The organism is Fibrobacter sp. UWOV1, from assembly GCF_900142495.1.
Lineage (GTDB): Bacteria > Fibrobacterota > Fibrobacteria > Fibrobacterales > Fibrobacteraceae > Fibrobacter.
The window spans coordinates 245,403-263,894 of sequence record NZ_FRBA01000001.1; the positions used below are offsets into that span (position 1 = coordinate 245,403).

The 18,492-nt window shown below is 49.5% G+C and carries 10 protein-coding genes; 3 read left to right on the forward strand and 7 right to left on the reverse strand.

The features are described 5' to 3' along the window. Nucleotides 1-54: 54 nt before the first annotated feature. The 4 genes from gltB to BUC02_RS01010 all read right to left on the reverse strand — a co-directional run bounded on the left by gltB (nucleotide 55) and on the right by BUC02_RS01010 (nucleotide 7,835). The gene (gene gltB, locus BUC02_RS00995; protein ID WP_073317440.1) at nucleotides 55-4,473 is read right to left on the reverse strand and encodes a glutamate synthase large subunit; all 4,419 of its coding nucleotides are present in this window, start codon (nucleotides 4,471-4,473) and stop codon (nucleotides 55-57) included. Between the two features lie 370 nt (nucleotides 4,474-4,843). Further along, entirely contained in the window at nucleotides 4,844-7,165 is a 2,322-nt protein-coding gene (feoB, locus tag BUC02_RS01000; RefSeq protein ID WP_073317443.1) for a Fe(2+) transporter permease subunit FeoB, read from the reverse strand. Then, on the reverse strand, nucleotides 7,165-7,404 hold the full coding sequence (locus BUC02_RS01005) for a FeoA family protein (RefSeq protein WP_072799394.1): 240 nt from the start codon (nucleotides 7,402-7,404) through the stop codon (nucleotides 7,165-7,167). The genes feoB (BUC02_RS01000) and BUC02_RS01005 overlap by 1 nt, the downstream gene beginning before the upstream one ends. Before the next feature lie 11 nt (nucleotides 7,405-7,415). Next, on the reverse strand, nucleotides 7,416-7,835 hold the full coding sequence (locus tag BUC02_RS01010) for a metal-dependent transcriptional regulator (RefSeq protein WP_073317446.1): 420 nt from the start codon (nucleotides 7,833-7,835) through the stop codon (nucleotides 7,416-7,418). 471 nt (nucleotides 7,836-8,306) lie between these two features. On the opposite strand from BUC02_RS01010, the gene BUC02_RS01015 reads away from it, so the two are divergent. The 3 genes from BUC02_RS01015 to BUC02_RS01025 all read left to right on the forward strand — a co-directional run bounded on the left by BUC02_RS01015 (nucleotide 8,307) and on the right by BUC02_RS01025 (nucleotide 13,403). After that, nucleotides 8,307-11,954 (forward strand): type IIG restriction enzyme/methyltransferase, encoded by a 3,648-nt coding sequence (locus BUC02_RS01015; RefSeq protein ID WP_073317449.1) that lies wholly within the window; start codon nucleotides 8,307-8,309, stop codon nucleotides 11,952-11,954. A gap of 93 nt (nucleotides 11,955-12,047) precedes the next feature. Next, the gene (locus BUC02_RS01020) at nucleotides 12,048-12,836 is read left to right on the forward strand and encodes a hypothetical protein (protein ID WP_073317452.1); all 789 of its coding nucleotides are present in this window, start codon (nucleotides 12,048-12,050) and stop codon (nucleotides 12,834-12,836) included. Between the two features lie 3 nt (nucleotides 12,837-12,839). Continuing rightward, a complete protein-coding gene (locus BUC02_RS01025; protein WP_073317455.1) occupies nucleotides 12,840-13,403 on the forward strand; it encodes a hypothetical protein in 564 nt (187 codons plus the stop codon). Nucleotides 13,404-13,623: 220 nt separating this feature from the next. Here the strand turns inward: BUC02_RS01025 and BUC02_RS16070 are convergent, their stop codons facing one another. From BUC02_RS16070 to BUC02_RS01040, 3 genes are all read right to left on the reverse strand, one after another. Continuing rightward, complete coding sequence (locus tag BUC02_RS16070; RefSeq protein WP_175549773.1) at nucleotides 13,624-15,027, reverse strand: hypothetical protein; 1,404 nt, start codon at nucleotides 15,025-15,027, stop codon at nucleotides 13,624-13,626. A gap of 227 nt (nucleotides 15,028-15,254) precedes the next feature. Beyond that, nucleotides 15,255-18,176, reverse strand: coding sequence for a ferrous iron transport protein B (gene feoB, locus BUC02_RS01035; protein WP_073317458.1), 2,922 nt, complete (start codon nucleotides 18,174-18,176; stop codon nucleotides 15,255-15,257). After that, nucleotides 18,176-18,460 carry a FeoA family protein gene (locus tag BUC02_RS01040; RefSeq protein WP_073317461.1) on the reverse strand — a complete coding sequence of 95 codons (285 nt, stop codon included), beginning with the start codon at nucleotides 18,458-18,460 and terminating at the stop codon, nucleotides 18,176-18,178. The genes feoB (BUC02_RS01035) and BUC02_RS01040 overlap by 1 nt, the downstream gene beginning before the upstream one ends. Nucleotides 18,461-18,492: the final 32 nt, after the last annotated feature.

The following is an 18,492-nucleotide window of genomic DNA, read 5'->3' on the forward strand; positions in this document are numbered from 1 at the left end:
CAAAGCCGCCTTACTATCACTGTCTACTGCCTACCGTTTACTGTCTACTTTCATTCAGCCCTTCTTTGCCAATGCGTTACGATAGTCGACCGGGAAGATTTTCACGAACTTGGGACGTTCGCTGTTCCAGTTTTCAAGGATGCGCTTGCCCTTTTCGCTACCCGTTGCCTGAACGTGCTGTTCAATGAAGTCGAGGAGCTCGCGTTCACTTTCAGTACCGGCAATCACGCTTTCAAGGTCCACGGAGCCCACGTTGCAGCTCAGGTCGAAGTGACCCGTTTCGTCGTACACGTAAGCAAAGCCACCTGTCATACCTGCGGCGAAGTTCACGCCCACGCGACCGAGTACCACCACGCGGCCACCCGTCATGTATTCGCAGCCGTGGTCGCCCACGCCTTCCGAGACAAGGAGCATACCGGAGTTACGGATACCGAAGCGTTCGCCCGCAAGGCCGTTAATAAACACCTTACCGCTTGTGCCACCGTAACCGATGACGTTACCGGCAATGACGTTGTCTTCGGCCTTGAAGGTGGCGTTGTGCGGCGGACGCACGATAATCTTACCGCCCGAGAGGCCCTTACCCATAAAGTCGTTGGCTTCGCCTTCCAGATCGAGCGTGACACCCGGAGCAAGGAAGGCGCCGAAGCTCTGGCCCGCGACCCCCTGAAGGTGAATGCGGATGGTATCTTCGGGGAGGCCCTTCACACCAAAGTGTTCGTCCACTTCGCCAGAGAGTTCCGTACCCACCGTACGGTCGGTATTGTGTACCATCGCGCTGAGTTCCACAGCCGTACCCTTTTCGAGAGTTTCCTTGACAAACGGCAAGAGTTCGCGGCGGTCGAAGTTGACCAGTTCTTCCTTGACATAGTTCTTGTCGAAGGACTTGACGCCACCCTTGACGGTTTCGAAAATTTTGGAGAAATCGAGGTTCTTTGCCTTGTAGAAGGCGATGGCGGAATCCTTTTCGAGGAGATCGCTACGGCCGCAGGCTTCTTCGAGAGAGCGGAGACCGAGGCTTGCGAGGATTTCGCGGACTTCGTCGGCGATGAAGAAGAGGAAGTTTTCCACATATTCCGGCTTACCGGCAAAGCGCTTGCGGAAGTCAGCATCCTGCGTTGCAATACCCATGGGGCACTGGTTCGTATGGCACTTGCGGTCCATCACGCAACCAAGGCTAACCAACAAGTTCGTGGCAAAACCGAATTCTTCGGCACCGAGGAGGGCGGCCACCACAATGTCGCGGCCCGTCTTGAGCTGGCCATCGACCTGGAGCTTGATACGACCGCGCAAGTCATTGAGCACAAGGGTCTGTTCCGCTTCGGCAATACCGAGTTCCCACGGAAGGCCGGCATGCTTGATAGAGGTCAGCGGAGATGCACCCGTACCGCCATCGTGGCCAGAAATGAGCACCACGTCAGCATGGGCCTTGGCGACACCCGCGGCAACCGTACCCACGCCCACTTCGGACACGAGCTTCACAGAGACACGGGCCTTCGGGTTGGAGTTACGCAGGTCGTAAATGAGCTGGGCCAAGTCTTCGATAGAGTAAATATCGTGGTGCGGCGGCGGAGAAATCAGCGACACATTCGGCGTACTGTGACGGATGCGGGCCACGAATTCGTTCACCTTGTGGGCCGGCAGCTGGCCTCCTTCACCGGGCTTTGCACCCTGAGCCATCTTGATCTGCAAATCCTTGGCGTGGCGCAGGTAATCGATTGTAACACCGAAGCGGCCCGAAGCAATCTGGCGGATAGCGGAGCTACGGATGTCACCGTTAGGAGCCGGAGTATCGCGATCCGGGTCTTCGCCACCTTCGCCGCAGTTGCTCATGGCACCGATGCGGTTCATGGCGATAGCGATGGTTTCGTGAGCTTCAGGGCTCAAGGAGCCAAGGCTCATGGCGCCCGCCACAAAGTGCTTGACGATGGATTCACGGCTTTCGACTTCGGAAATATCGATCGGAGTTGCATCCTTGAACTTGAAGAGGCCGCGGAGCGTTGCCTGACGTTCGGACTGATCGTTGATTAGCTTGCTGTAAACCTTGAACTTTTCGTAGTCGCCGCCCTGTACCGCCTGGCGGAATGCAGCCAAGGACTGCGGAGTCCACAAGTGCTTTTCGCCTTCTTTGCGGTAAGCGTACTGGCCACCGGACTGAAGTACCTTACTTGCATCGGCAAAGGCAATCTTCTGGCGTTCACCCACTTCGGCTGCGATTTCTTCGAGACCGATACCTTCGATACGGCTTGCGGTACCCGGCAAGAACTTTTGGACAAGTTCATGATTCAAGCCGACCGCTTCAAAAATCTGAGCGCTGCGGTAGCTACGGAGGGTAGAAATACCCATCTTCGACATAATCTTGAGCAGGCCCTTATCGACAGCCTTCACGTAGTTGGCGGCAGCAGTGACCGGGTCTACATCGAGGTCACCGTTGTGGCACATGTTGGTAATGCTCTGGAAGGCCAAATACGGGTTGATGACCGTAGCACCGAAACCGAGCAACAAGGCAAAGTGCATGACTTCGCGGACTTCGCCGGACTGCACCACCAGACCGATTTCAGGACGCACTCCCGCTTCTACAAGGGCGCGGTTCACGCTAGCCGTAGCAAGCAGCGACGGAATAGGCACGTAGCCCCAATCGACGTTCTTGTCGGTAAGCACGATGATATCAAAGCCCTCGTTCACGGCACGCACGGCATCGCCAGCGAGGTTCTGCAAGGCGGCTTCCAAGACTTCCCCATTACCACCGAGCGGGAACTGCATCTTGAGTTCCTTGGCCTTGAAGGCCTTATCGCCGATGTTTTCAAAGCGGCGGATTTCGTCTTCGGTCACGATCGGGCGCGGAATCTTGATGAGGTGCGCCTGCTCCGGAGTTTCTTCGAGTATGTTGCCGTGGTTACCGATGTAAGTCGTAAGGCTCATCACCAGTTCTTCACGAATCGGGTCAATCGGCGGGTTTGTGACCTGAGCAAAGAGCTGCTTAAAGTAGTTGAACAGCGGCTGCGGCTTGTCAGAGAGCACGGCGAGAGCGGCGTCGTTACCCATAGAACCGATAGGTTCTGCACCGTTCTTGGCCATGGGCTGCAAAATAATGGAGAGGTCTTCGGCAGAGTAACCGAAGCGCTTCTGCTGCACCAGAATATCGTCAGGAACGTCGGCCGGGTTGATCTCGCTAAAGAGGCCGCGAACGCTCATCTTGTTTTCGGCCACCCAGCGGCGGTACGGCTTGCTACGGGCCACGTAAGCCTTCATTTCGGCGTTCTTCAAGATGTGGTGATTTTCGAGGTCGAGGTAAATGATTTCACCGGGCTTGAGACGGCCCTTTTCTTCGACTTCGTCGTCCTGCAGGTCAAGCACACCCGTTTCAGAGGCCATCACGAAGAGACCATCTTTACACAAAGTGTAACGTGCCGGACGAAGGCCGTTGCGGTCGAGAATTGCACCGGCATTCACACCGTCGCTGAACGCGACAGCGGCAGGACCGTCCCACGGTTCCATGAGCATGGATTCGTATTCAAAGAAGCCACGCACGTCGCGACCGAGGTAATGCTTTTGCCCCCATGCCTGCGGCAGGAGCATCATCATCGCATGCGGGAGGCTACGGCCCGCAGCGACGAGAAGCTCAAACATGTTATCGAGGCTGGCAGAGTCGCTCTGGCCCGGCATAATGAGCGGCAAGAGCTTTGGCAAATCGTCTCCGATGACTTCGCTCTTCAGGAGCGGTTCGCGGGCACGCAAGCTGTTCAGGTTACCGCGCAGGGTGTTGATTTCACCGTTGTGAGCAAGGTAGCGGAACGGGTGAGCGAGCGGCCAAGTCGGGAACGTGTTGGTCGAATAACGCTGGTGAACGAGAGCCAAGGGGCTTTCGAAATCGAGGTCGTTCAGGTCCTTGTAGAAACCTTCGATCTGGCTTGCAAGCAACAGGCCCTTGTAAACGATGCTCTTGCGGCTGCAGCTGCAAACATACACACCCTTGCAGGTCTTTTCGATCAGGCGACGCACCACATAAAGCTTGATATCGAATTCTTCGTTGGTCTTGAACTTGGAGCCGTCAAAGAACACCTGGCGAATATGCGGCAAGGTTTTGCGAGCGGTGTGGCCGATCGTAGCGGGGTTCACCGGAACTTCGCGGAACTGGATGACATCGACACCTTCGGATTCAGCAACGCGCTTGATTTCGGCATCCAGGGCATCGGCGGCAAGCGTATTTTCGACAAAGTACATCGCCACGCCATAACGGGCAGGAAGCGTCGGGTAAAGCTTGCGGAAGAACTTATGCGGCATAGAAAGCAAAAGGCCAGCGCCGTCACCCGTTTCAGGGTCGCCACCAGCCGCACCGCGATGCATGAGCCTTTTCAAGACCGTAATACCCTGCAGCACTATCTGGTGCGAGGCAACATTATTAATATTGGCAACCAGACCGACACCGCAGGCGTCGTGTTCGTTGGCCGGATCATAAAGTGCTTGAGCGTTCATAAAAAATCCTTGTTATTACTTTTTGCGCTCCGTATTTGCAAAATCCGTGCCAAATGGACAAAACCACCCGTCAATTATTGAAAAAGCGGTCAAAAATGTAAAACGAAAGCCGAGTTGTGAAATTCAGCAAAATTTTTAATTTCAAAAAATGTAAAGAATTGCATTTGTTTTACAAATTTCGTAAATAATGGAAGGGAGAAGACTCTCCCTCACTCCAGCCTTGCCCAAAATCATCAAAGCAACTGATACACGTCACAAACGTCCTAGGGCAAGTCTGCCGTTACCCTTTCGCCTAGGGGGCCCACCCCCTAAGACCCCGTATCATGTTTTCTGGAAAACTCTCAAAGGTCCCTGAGCCTGCCGAAAGGCCTTATTCGAAGACTTTCTTTTTGCGTTGGTCGCGGCCGATAGCGATAAGCGCAACGACCACTCCGGCAAGCAGTGCCACCGAGGTGACGATCCATGCGGTAGAATGTCCGCAGGTCACCTGGAAGAACAACACCGAGAGGCTCCAGCCGATAACCGTCTGAAGCACCATCATAAGTGTCCCGTAGAAGCGCCCGAGTTCGCGGAAGGCGGTTCCCATGGCGGCAAGGCACGGCACGTAGAGCAAGATGAACAGCAGATAAGCCAGCACCTGAAAGCGCCCCAGGTTGAAATGCGCCAGCATCGTCTTGTACGCCCCTTCGTTCCCGGCACTTTCGGATTCATCGATGGCATCCTTGACGCCCAGCGGGTTCGCAATTGAGGTAAATACTTCTACCAAATTCGCTGGGACGCTCACGAGAGCATCTTTCACCGTCGATTTCAGGCTAAAGCCATTGTCCGCAGCAGTCTCGTCCGCGCCAGCCTCCCCTGCTTTTTCAATAGCAGCGTTAGCAGCGCCCGTGCCCTCAATGGCGTACAGCGAGTTGAGCGTACCGACAATCGCTTCCTTCGCAAAGAGCCCCGTAAAGAGCGCCACAGAAGCGGGCCAGTTATCGCGTTCGACGCCAAAGGGTTCGAACACCGGCGTAATCACCGTACCCACGGCACTCAGCACCGACTTTTCGTTGTTGTCGTTGCCGAAACTTCCGTCCGTGCCGACGGAGCCCATAAAGCCAAGCACCGTCACCATAATGAGCACGACCTTGCCCGCGCGGAAAACGAATTCTTTGAGGCGGAGCCATGCGTGACGGAAAAGGTTACGCGCCTTGGGCAGATGGTAAGGCGGCAGTTCCATGATGAACGTCGATTCCTTGCCCATGAAAACCGTGTGGCGCAAGAGCAGTCCGTAAATCAGGGCAATCACAATGCCCGTCAGGTAAATTCCGAACACGAGCGTCCCTGCGCTTTCGCCAAAGAACGCCGCACCGAACAGCGCATACACCGGGAGACGCGCGCCGCAACTCATAAACGGCACCAAAAACAACGTCAAGAATCGTTCGCGTTTATTTTCGAGCGTACGCGTGCCCATGAGCGCCGGCACCGAGCAGCCAAAGCCCACAATCATCGGCACGAAAGCCTTGCCCGGGAGTCCGAGGAACCGCATAAAGCGATCCGCTACGAACGCCGCACGCGACATGTAGCCGGAATCTTCGAGGAACGAAAGGCAAAGGAACATGAAGAAAATGACCGGAATGAACGTCGACACCGTCTGGATACCCGTACCGATGCCGTTCGCCAAGAGCGCCACGACAACGCCCGGCGCGCCAACCTTCGTCAGGAGTTCCGTCATGCCATCGACAAAGATTCCACCGAACAGGATATCAAAGAAATCAATAAACGCACTGCCGACCTTCACCGCAAACCAGAACACCAGATACATGGCGATCAGGAAAAGCGGTATTCCCAGAATTCGGTTCAGGAAAAGTTTATCGAGCTTGTCAGTTCGCGTGCTCGTATTGGTATTGTCGCGGATGACCGCCTTCGCGATATCGCGGGCGTAGGAATAGCGGGAATCGGCCAGCGCAAATTCCACCTCTTCGCCCAAGTCTTCTTCAATCTTGTCGTGCGGGATTTCGACACCGAGTTCGTCGGCAAGTTCCAAAACTCGCCCGCTATGTTCCAGGTACTGCACCGCCGTCCAGCGCGGGCTAGCACCGAGTTTGTCGGCCACGGGCTTGAGCGGCACCGCAATTTCTTCAATCAGCTTTTCCAGGACTTCGGAATGCTTGACCGCCTTCGGGAGCGGGAGTTCGCGGCTATTGTGCAGCAGCTTGTGCAAGTCGTTCACGAATCCTTCGCAGCTCTTGGGCGAAACCGCCGTGAGGCCAATCGCCGTCACGCCGAGGATTTCTTCGAGCTTGTGCAGGTCCACATGGATGCCGCGGCTCGCCGCGATGTCCATCATGTTCACCGCCAGGACCATCGGCACGCCCTTTTCCATCAGCTGGCTCGTGAGGAACAGGTTGCGCTCCAGGTTTGTCGCATCCAAGATATTCACGACCAGGTCCGCCTCGCCCTTGAGCAAGTAATCGAGAGCGGCGCGTTCGTCTTCGGAGTTCGCGAACAGCGCATAAATGCCCGGCAGGTCCACCACGCGAATCGTGTGGTTGTCGAGCTTGAACTGACCTTCCTTCTTTTCAACAGTCACGCCCGGCCAGTTGCCCACAATCTGGTTTGAGCCGGTCAGCGAGTTGAACAGTGCAGTCTTGCCGCAGTTCGGGTTGCCTGCAATCGCAATCGTGAAAACTTCTTTCTCGATAGGCATCAGACTCTCCTCAACTTGAGCACGTTGGCTTCTTGTTTACGGAGCGAAAGCCTGTACGAAAGCACGCTCACCTCTACCGGGTCGCCGAGCGGAGCCACCTGCAAAACCTGCAGCACCACGCCGCGCACAAGCCCCATCGATAAAAGCTTGGACTTGTACTGAGAATCACCCGTGTTGTATCCAATAATTTCGGCCTTGTCGCCTTTTTTAAGCTCCGAAAACTTCGGTTCGTTATTCATACACCAACGATTTACTTTTTCTTAGATTTAGCGGCGTTCGGCTTTTTCGCCGATTCACTGGGCGTGTTCACAAACTCCTCGATTTTCTCGAGAGTCTCCGCCGAAAGGATGTGTTCCATGCAGCAGGCGTCCTTGTCGGCAATCGCCTCAGACACGCCAAGCTTGATCAAAAAGCTCTTCAGCAGAATGTGACGGTTCAAAATCTGGGACGCCACGAGCGCACCTTCCGAGGTGAGTTCGATGCCGCTGTAAGGCTCCTGCGTCACAAGGCCCAGCTTCTTGAGTTCGATTACCGCCTTTGCCACCGACGGCATCTTGACCTTGAGCGCCGCCGCAATGTCGCGGACACGGGCAATCCCGTTCGCAAGGCGCAGCATGTGCACCATTTCCAGGTAGTCTTCAAGGCTCTGGCTTAACTTTACTTGTTCCATAGGACGGCTCCGATTAGACGAAAAACACACCTTATATATTAGTCAACGCTAAATTTAGAAAGCCTCGGCTAATTAGTAAAGGCTAAACTGCGGAAAATGGGGGTATTTTTGCGACAGTTGTCAAGAAATCCTTGACAACTGCTTTATGAAGCGGTAATATGCAAAATTTGCATATTACTACGCTCATTTTTATTTAAATTGTTGTTGACATAGCCCCGTACCGAATGGTTCGGAGCGACCGGAATTTTTGAGATTCGTCTCTTGTTCTCACGACTGAAACTACCACTTTCAAATTCTACGGGAATAAGACGAACGCTCACGTCCCATCTGGGGCGTGGGTCGTTTGTGCTTATCGTAGAAAAGGGTGTGGTAGCCCTCAGTCGTGGTAGGCACATTCGGCTCCACGCCTTTTTTATTTGTAGAGCCAAACTAACGAAATAGAGCAAATCTCGCAAAATGAGGATTTGTTCTATGCTCACATTGAACATTACGGACATACATAGCGAAGCATTAAAAGCGAAACTGAATAGCATCGGCTTGAAAAGTACAAAGGCCTCATCTGCAGAATTCAAGAAACATGTTAACTCCCTTGTTGAATTAGTTCATGACGCACCTAGTGAAGAAGAGGTCCGCGCTAGAATTAGGGATTTCTTTGCTGATACAGAAATATCATCAAAAGAAAATATTGTACTAGGCAAAAAGAGTAATGATAAAAAGGGAACCCCTGATATTTCCATTAACTCTCGTAATGGGAAATATGTCGCTTCTATTGTAGAGGTCAAACACCCATCAAACGACGAAATGCTCAAACAAGATGATGGTAATCGAAAAGCACTACATGAATTAGTTCTGTATTTTATGAATGAAGTTTTTCTTGATGACGAAATTCACAATCGTAATATACAGACTCTAATTGCGACAAATGGTCTTCAATGGTTTATTTTTTCGGCAAAAGATTTTTATCAAATTTTTGGAAACAACGTTTTTTTGAAAAAATATGAGGAATTTCTTAATGCAAATTATGGAGATTCAACAAATGAGTTTTATAAAACAACAAAAGCATATCTTGACAAAACAGATATAACATTACCCTGTATCTATGTAGATCTTTCTAATTTAAATAGCCGCGATGGGGCGATTGTTAAAAATGTTCTGTCCCAGCAATTTCTTCTCGGTGGCACAAAAGAAAAAGATTCCAACGACATAAACAAAAAATTCTATGACGAACTCCTGCACATAATGGGGTTACAAGAATATAAGGATGACGATAATAAACTTGTTATAGGAAGAAAGAAAAATCCCGATAAAGGTTCTCTATTAGAACTGGCCATTGAAAAACTAGATGATAAATATCCTTTTGAAGAGACTTACCTAAATGAAGAACTTGAAGATTACGGCAAGGGCAAACAAGAACAGTTATTCAACCTTGCAGTTGAGCTATGTTTGATGTGGGTAAACCGCATTCTATTCCTAAAACTATTAGAGACCTCCTTGATCTCTTATAAAAAAGAAAATAAAAAGTTCCTTGATATATCGACAATACCAGACTTCCAGAGTCTTTACAATCTTTTCTTCAAGGTGATGGGAGTCCCGCTTAAAAGTCGCAAGGATGAATTTCAACAAAAATTTTCTCAAATTCCTTATTTGAATAGTTCTCTTTTTGAACTTTCTAAACTTGAAAGAACAGCACTTGTAATCGGCAATTTAGCAGACAAAGAACTCCCTTTATTTTCAAAAACAGTCCTGAAAAATAGGAATCGAAAGAAAGAGAATCTTCACACCCTCGAATATCTATTTGAATTTCTGAATGCTTATAAATTTGGAGATGACAGCGATTGCACGATAAACGCATCTGTTCTAGGAAAAGTATTTGAAAAAATCAATGGCTACAAAGATGGATCCGTCTATACACCTGGATACATAACCGCTTATATGTGCAAGGATTCCATAAATGCGGCGATACTTGCAAAATTTTCCGAACAATTGCGAAAGCAAGTCGGAAGCATTGATGAACTTCGAAATATAATAGATTGTTGGGATTTTGACAAGAAAGAAGAACTCGTCTCTATCTTTAATTCTGTAACATTGTGTGATATATCCGTGGGTAGTGGGCATTACCTTGTTTCTGCATTGAACTACCTCCTATATCTAAAATGGAATCTTGGTCTTTTCTTTGATACTCAAAAAAGAAACTTGCGAAGATTTAAAATGGAATTGAAGGATGACTCTTTAAGAATCTATCGTGGCGCAGAAGAACTGAAATATGATTTCAATGATAGCGAAGCGCAATTGCTACAAGAAACATTGTTTGAAGAAAAGAAAAAACTCCTTGAAAACAATTTGTTTGGCGTAGACTTAAATCCGAACTCTGTCAATATATGCAGACTACGCCTGTGGATTGAATTGCTGAAAAACGCATACTATAAAGGACCCAAATACACCGAACTCCAAACACTACCCAATATAGATTTGAATGTACGTCAAGGAGATTCTCTGTTAAGCAAAATTGCAGTAAAAATTTCACACTCACTTTCTACAGATGCAAAAAACATTTCTGATAAAAAAATTAAAGAATACAAAGATCTTGTCAAAAACTTTAAAAATACAGATGATAAAGACACAAAGATTGAATTAGAAAAAAGTATAAAAAATTTGAAAAGAGATATTCGCGGAGAAATAGCACCCTATCTTGAGCTCACGAATATAGAGAAAGAAGCAAACAAAAAAATGGTAAGAAACGACATCTACCGTCATTCAATGGAATGGATGTTTGAGTTTCCTGAACTCATTGATGAAAAAGGACGATTCGTAGGTTTCGACATCATTGTAGGTAATCCCCCGTACATTCCCTTAGCGAACATCAAAAACGCTACGCAAGAATACGGAAGTATGAAGCTAAAAGAAAAACCTATCTACAGCACGTTCTGTAAAGGTGGAGACATTTACACGCTTTTCGTTGAACGAGCTTATGCTTTAGTTGGGAAGAACGGAATTGTGTCTTACATTATGCCCAATAAGTGGATGACCACTGATTACGGCAAGGGGTTACGAAAGTTCTTTTTAGAGAATGGAATAGATAAGATTATAGATTTTGGCGATTATCAAGTATTCCCCAATGTGACAACCTACACCTGCATTTTCTCAAAATACGGGAAAGAAAACAAAAATGAGATAAAGATTGCCAATGTTGACGAATCGGAAAAATTGATTAATGCCGTATATGAGAATTTTCCTCAAAATTATCTTTCCGAAAAAGCATGGATTGTATCATCTATTGCAGAGAATAGGCTAATAGCAAGACTTGAGGATGACTGCGCAACATTAGAGTCTACCATTGGAGATGATTTTTATTACGGAATCAAGTGTGGGTGTGTCAGCGCCTTTCTTGTCGACAAGGAAAAAAGAGATAATTTGATTAATGAACATCCTTCTGCAGCGGAATTACTCAAGCCGATGATGAAGGGTGATGGTCAAGTTGCATGGGAAGAACCATGCGTAAACAAGTATTTGATTGCAATTCCTAAAGGTTTTTCGAAAAATCGATATGGCGATCATAACGAAAATGAAATGTGGGAATCATTTCAAACAGAATTTCCGTCTATTGCCAACTGGCTTAACCAACACGAAAAAGCCAAAACAAGAAGCGACAAAGGTGATTTCTGGTGGGAGTTGAGAGCTTGCAACTATTATGATAAATTCTCGTTACCAAGAATCATGTATCAGACCTTCCAAACAAAAGCATGTTTTACATACAATGAAGAAGATTTAATGTGTGATAATTCTATGTGGCTTTTGTCAGTGCCAAACAAGTCCTTGCTTACCATCTTAAATTCTAAAATGGGCTGGTGGCTTATTTGTAAAAAATGTCCATTAATACAGGGCGGTAGGCAGCTCATATGGGAACAATTCAAAAACATTCCCATACCGCGCATTTTGCCTGACAATCTTTCCGAAATTGCCGATGAAATCTTAAACGGCAGAAAAAACGGTATAGTCACGAAGCATTTAGAAGACGAAGCTGACAAGAGTGTATATGAGGCCTACGGACTAACAGAAGACGAAATCGCTACCGTAGAAGCATTTTCAGAAAAAGAAACCCTGAAACGGACGACAAAATAAAACATATTTGACAAATTTTGACATCTACTTAAATGTATATTTGTAAGTGTAGTTGAATCACCAACACCCATAAATTTCATCAAGGGGGCTATTATGAAGTGGTTTACGCATGAAGAATTAATTGGTGAAATCCTGGCTAATTTGAAGATTAAAAGTATTGGTGACTGGAAATGGAAGGTTTCTAGCCATATAGACAAGCAAAATGGGAGTATTGAGCTGTCTATGATCACTCCCAAACAAACTGAAAGAGGCAAATTACGAGAACAGAGAAACAAACAATTTGCAAAAGATCTTTTAAAAGAACTAATCCATAAAAACTGGAAATATGTTTGGGATCCAGGCGACATCGAAGGCTTGATTTATTATGCCAGCGGCAAATACTGTCTACTAGAAACTGATATTGAACAAAGGGTTTTTGACTCGCAGCCGCGGGGCTACTGGATATGGAAAACCCCCGTCGGTTTCGCCCATGGAGACTATCCAGATTTTTGCAAAAATCTCAAAGAATTTGAAGAAGCTATTAAGACAGCACCAGCAGATTTGAAAACTGTACGAGAGAAAACCATTGATAAAGCCGTTGAAATTGTTGCAGAATTGAATCGAGGCGATAAGGCAATTAGACTCAATGACATAGTATTTCCCCAAAAAGGCTACGAAAGCTCAATCCAAAACGGATTCTTGGCAAGGGCGAAAGAACTGATTTTCAATGCGACAAGGGAGCAACTAGAGTCTGCCTACGACGAATACATGGAAACAAGTGATGATTATACACCAGGATCGTATATCTTTGAAGTAATGCTCAAGCAAATTGGCAACAAGGCCCCAAATCCCGAGAACGAAATGAAAATCGATCACATTCAGTTCGAAGACATAAGGAGGTAGACTATGACTCAACTTACGGAATTCCGCGTTCTCCTTGATGTAACGCTTCTAGTGAGGGCAAAGATAGAAGCTGAAAACAGGGGGGTACCCTCGTGCATAGTCGATGATACAAGTGTGTTCATTTGCTATCTGCTGAAAGAGTTCTTGTTTCGAGAGCTCCCGAAAGGTGATTTCTTCTATGAGAGAAAGTTCGCTTTTGAACGCTTATGTGCAGCGGCTAATAGTGATTCAGCAAGGTATGTGGAAATCAAACAGCTCAAGAATCAACTTAAAGAATATTTGAGAGATGTAAAATATTATTCGGAACAATCGGCGTCCATCATTATAGATGATCTTGATGTATCTTGGATGGTAGAGCATGTCGAAAAAGGTCAGCAAGGTTCAATGCTTGCAAGCATAGGAAAGTGCTACAGGGAATGTACCAAGCAGGAATTTGAATACGATTGTTCTACCCTCGCCCAAACAGTGTCGGACAGCAACTCAGAGTATTTCAATGGCAAACGCTGGGACCTCGAAAACGGAAATATACTCGTGAAGAGAGGAAATGTTGAAAATGGGAAAGACTGAATAGCTAGTTGAATAGGCAAATTAGACAAGTGCTCAACTTGTAAGGAATATTTACAAGTTGCCAATGAGGATCGATCTTACATTACTCATAAAAGTCTCCAATAGCAAACAAATGCACGCCAAATAGAGTTTTTTGATGCACTTTTTTCTACTCCATTTAGACAGAAAAAGGACCGCGGCAAAACGCCACAGTCCCCTTTTTGCGCATTATGCGAGGTAATTAGAAGCTGTACACCGTTTCAAGACCGAAACGCAGAGCATTGTCGTCTTCGTTATCCTGCACTGCAACATCCACCATGCCGAAAGCGGTGATTTCCAGGTTTTCGACCGGAGTGATGTAGATGCGGCCACCGACATCGAACGTAGCAGCGGTATCGTCATCATCATCCAAGGTGTGCGTGTGGTATTCTACAGGAATGCCGAACTTGATGAATTCGGCAAGCTTGAAAGCCGGTTCGGCATACACGAAGAAGTATTCCGGAATTTCGCCGTTGTCAAGGTCGCTTGCATCTTCGGCGGCATCGCCCCTGTCAACAATGGCATAGAAGGCAGTCGTCTTGATATCGAACATACCCACTTCGAAGGTCGGCTCAACCAAGAAGGCGTGAGCGGTAGAAGTCCAATCCTGACCTTCCACGACATCGCCGTCGTCACCCAGGTAGTCGGCATGGAAGCCATACACAGCCCTGAAGCCAAAGCCACCGAGAGAGAGGCCCGCTTCTACACCGGCATGGAGTTCGTTATGCTGAGTGGTCTGGAAGCTCTTGTAGTCTACATACGGACGCAAGTGCTGACCGGCATAATCGAATTCGTAGGCGGCGTGCACATCGTAAACCTTGGCACCTTCTTCGTCGGCCCAGTCGTTATCGCCACGACCAAAGCCAACACCGAGAATGAAGCCAGCCAGGTCAATTTCAAGACCGCGGATATCGTGTTCCTTCATACCGGCGGCGTTATCGGCAGGATCGTCGTAGTCATAGTAGGCAACGAATGCACCTTCCGAGAAAGTCAGGTCGCCCAGCTTAACCGAGAAGAAATCGGCCGGCTGGTACTGAATATAGGCGCCGTTGTAAATGGCGGCCGGATCAGTCGTTTCACCGTCGGCTTCGAGGCCAACGAATGCAGACCACTTTTCGTTGAACTTGACTTCAAAATTCAGGTCGAAGGTAGAAGCGTAGGAATGGTTCAGGTCATCTTCTGCCCAGACATTGCCTGTGTAAGCATCAAATTCCACTTCGCCATTGTACTTGACTTCCATCTGGGCTTCCGAAGTGCCTTCGTTCATGCTAGCCTTGAGCATGCCGAGAGCGTTACCGGCGGCGTCAGCGACTTCGCCCGGGTTAGTGTTTTCGGCAGGAGCGGATTCAACGGTTTTTTCTTCGGCAGGAGCGGCAGCGACAGGAGTTTCCTGAGCCGGAGCAGCGGCAGGGGCTTCCTGGGCAGGAGCCGGAGCGGCCTGAGTTTCAGCAGGGGCAGCAGCGGGAGCTGCAGCAGGAGCTTCCGCAACAGGCGCTGCAGCGGGGGCTTCGGCGGCAGGGGCAGCTTCCTGAGCGAATGCGGGTATCGCAAACACGGAGGCAGCAGCAAGGCCGAACACAAGATTAGACGTCAAACGGTTCTTCATTTTTCTCTCCCTTGACGGATTGATTTTCTGTTTTTGTAACACTCCGTCAGGTTTTTTACAAATAGTGCTACAAAAACGCTTGGCTATCGCCTTCTGTGTGCTATTGTTGCAAAATGCGTGCCAAGATGTTTTAGTTTAGTTTCAAAAATTAGACTAATCTAATTCAAGTTTTTTAATTAAGGGCCGGCAGGTTTTGGGCCTACCAGCCCTATTCTTGATTCCAAAGGTTAGTCTTCGAATCTCTTTTCCTTATTGGCCTTCATGCCGAAGAGCTTGAGGAAGATTCCCGTACCCACAAGCACCACGATGGCAGCGACAATCCATGTCACGTTTCCACCAACAGGCACCTGGTAAAGGAGTACCGCCACAGCCCAGGCAAGGAGCGTCTGCACCGTCGCCATGAGGATTGCGAGGCCGAGGCCGATTTCGCGGGCAACCACACCCATGGCTGCAAGGCACGGCACGTAGAGCAGGATGAAGATGAGGAATGCGAACACCTGCCAGTTAAAGCCATCCACCGGGTTACCGTTTTTGTCCGGGTTGTGGAAGTAGGAGCGGAGGTTCGCATAAATATCCATCGTCTCGGAGAGGTCGCCTTCTTCGAGAGCGCCCATTTCGTCTTCGGAGAGTTCGAGGCCTGCGGCAGCGAGCTTGGCAAACACGGCTTCGCGGGTCTTTTCATCCTCTTCTTCTTCGCCGAAGGTTTCGATGGCTGCATATTCTTCGCAGGTCAGCACCTTGGCGTCGGTAATCTTGTCCAAAGTTTCTTTCTTGAGTTCGGCTGCTTCCTGGCCTTCCAATTCACCGGTGGTTCCGAGCGGGTCGGTGAGGGAGCCGAATACTTCGGCGAGGTTAGCAGGAATCGAGCCGAGAGCTTCGAGCACGGCGCCCTTGATGTCGGGTGCGCCACCTTCTTCCTCTTCTTCGGCAGGGCATTCGTCAATGCCCGCGATAAGGGGCTTTTCTTCTGCAGGAGCGGCTTCGGCAACAACTTCTGCGGGTTCAGCAGGTGCTGCGGCACTATCGGCAACCACAGCGCTATCGGTTGCAGCAGAATCAGCGGCAGCAACAGTCGAATCGGCCTTCACGCTATCCGTAGCGGCAGAATCAGCGACTGCAACTTGTTCCGGTTCCGCAGCCTTGCCATCTTCATTCGTTTCCGAATTCTGAATTCCGGATTCCGAATTGTTCTCCCCCACCATGGAATAGAGCGAGTTCATGGTACCGATAACAGCTTCCTTGGCCAACAGGCCAGTGAACAGCGACACGGATGCAGGCCAGTTTTCTTTTTCGACACCGAAGGGTTCGAATACCGGCGTAATGGCCTTACCGATTATAGAAAGCAAGCTGTTTTCGGAGTCGCCGTTACCGGCAGTGAACTCGTTTGACTTCACCACCTTGGATTCGTCAACAACGAAACCTTCGGGGAGAGCAACATTTTCAGTCTCGCCTTCTTCATTTTCCTTGACCATCTGGTAGCCGTCTTCGGCCTGGACGATTTCGGTCGTCTTGCCGTCAACATCGACATACATCTTCTCCACAATACCAAAACTGTTGAGGAACCCGAGCACAGCAACGGCAAGCGTAATCACCTTACCGGCGCGCCAGATGTAGTCGCGCAGGCGCTGCCAGCAGTGAATCATCAAGGACTTGAACTTGGGCAAGTGATACGGCGGAAGTTCCATCACAAAGTTAGAGGCCTGGCCTTGGAAAAGCGACCTCTTCAGGAACAAACCGTAAACGATAGCGAACAGCACACCGGCGAGGTAAAGCAGGAACACCACCGTGCCCGCCATCTTGCCGAAGAATGCCGCCGCAAACAGTGCATACACCGGGAGGCGTGCGCCGCAGCTCATGAACGGCACCAAGAAGATGGTGAGGAAGCGTTCACGCTTGGATTCCAGCACGCGGGTGCCCATAATGGCCGGCACGCCGCAACCGAAGCCCACCATCATCGGCACGAAGGCACGACCCGGGAGCCCAAGGAAACGCATGAAACGGTCTGCAACGAAAGCCGCGCGGGCCATGTAACCCGAGTCTTCCAAGAACGAAAGGCACAGGAACATGAAGAAGATGACCGGGATGAATGTCGAAACCGTCTGGATACCGGCACCGATACCGTCGGCGAGAATTGCCGTGACAAAGGAGGGGCAGCCGAGTACATCGCCCAGCAGGTAGCCGAGGCCATCCACGAAAATCGCACCGAACAGCACGTCAAAGAAATCAATGAACGCAGAACCGATCGTCACCGCAATCCAGAACACCAGATACATGATGACCAGGAAAATCGGGAGAGCCGCCCAGCGGTTCAAAAGAACAGCGTCAAGCTTGTCCGAGAACGTCTTCTTGGCGCGCGCAGAAACAATCGCCTTCCCCGCCACCTCGTGAGAAATGGAATAGCGGTTTTCGGCCATCGCAAATTCCGGCTCTTCGCCCAGAATCTTCACGACTTCGGCCTTGTCGAGCTTCACGCCCGCTTCGGCGAATTTGTCTGCATAGCTCTTCTGGTTGCCCAAGTACATGAGCGAAACCCAGCGAGCATCTGCATCCAAGAGCTTTGCGACCGGAGCCACCTTCGGTTCCAAAACCTTGACGGCTTCCTCGACCTTGTCGCCGTAAACCATCTGCTTCGGGAGCGGCATCGGGCTCGCAAGCACGTGGCCCATCTGGCTAATGAAATTGGTGACGCTCTTTTCGCTCACGGCAGAAAGCGGAATGCACGGCACGCCGTAAACGTCAGAAAGTTCGTCGAGATCCAGCTGGATTCCACGATTTTCAGCGATATCCATCATGTTGACGGCAATCACCATCGGAATCTTCATGTCGGCAAGCTGGCTCGTGAGGAACAGGTTGCGTTCCAGGTTCGTCGCATCGACAATGTTGATAATCAGGCTCGCTTCGCGGCTGAGCAAGTAATCGACAGCAGCGCGTTCGTCTTCGGCATTTGCGAACAAAGCGTAAGTACCCGGAAGGTCCACCAGGCGAATCTGGCGGTCGCCCAGTTCAAAGTAACCTTCCTTCTTTTCGACCGTCACGCCGGGCCAGTTACCCACATGCTGGCGTGCACCCGTAAGGGCGTTAAAGAGAGCCGTCTTACCGCAGTTCGGGTTACCGGCAATTGCAATCGTCAAAAGTTTTCTGGCAGCCATTATACCCTCCTCAACTTGAGAACATTGGCTTCTTCTTTACGGAGCGAGAGCCTATAAGAAAGCACCGCCACTTCGATCGGGTCGCCGAGCGGGGCCACCTGCAAGACTTCCATTTGAACGCCACGCACAAGGCCCATCGAAAGCAACTTGGACTTGTAACGGGAATCGCCTTCGTTATAGCCGACGATTTCTACCTTGTCGCCCTTCTTGAGATCCGAGAACTTGGGCTCGGTACTCCACTTTTTCGTTTGCGACTTTCCGCCGCATCCACAATTACAGCTCATATCATCCTCATATAAAAACGAGAAAACTCTTG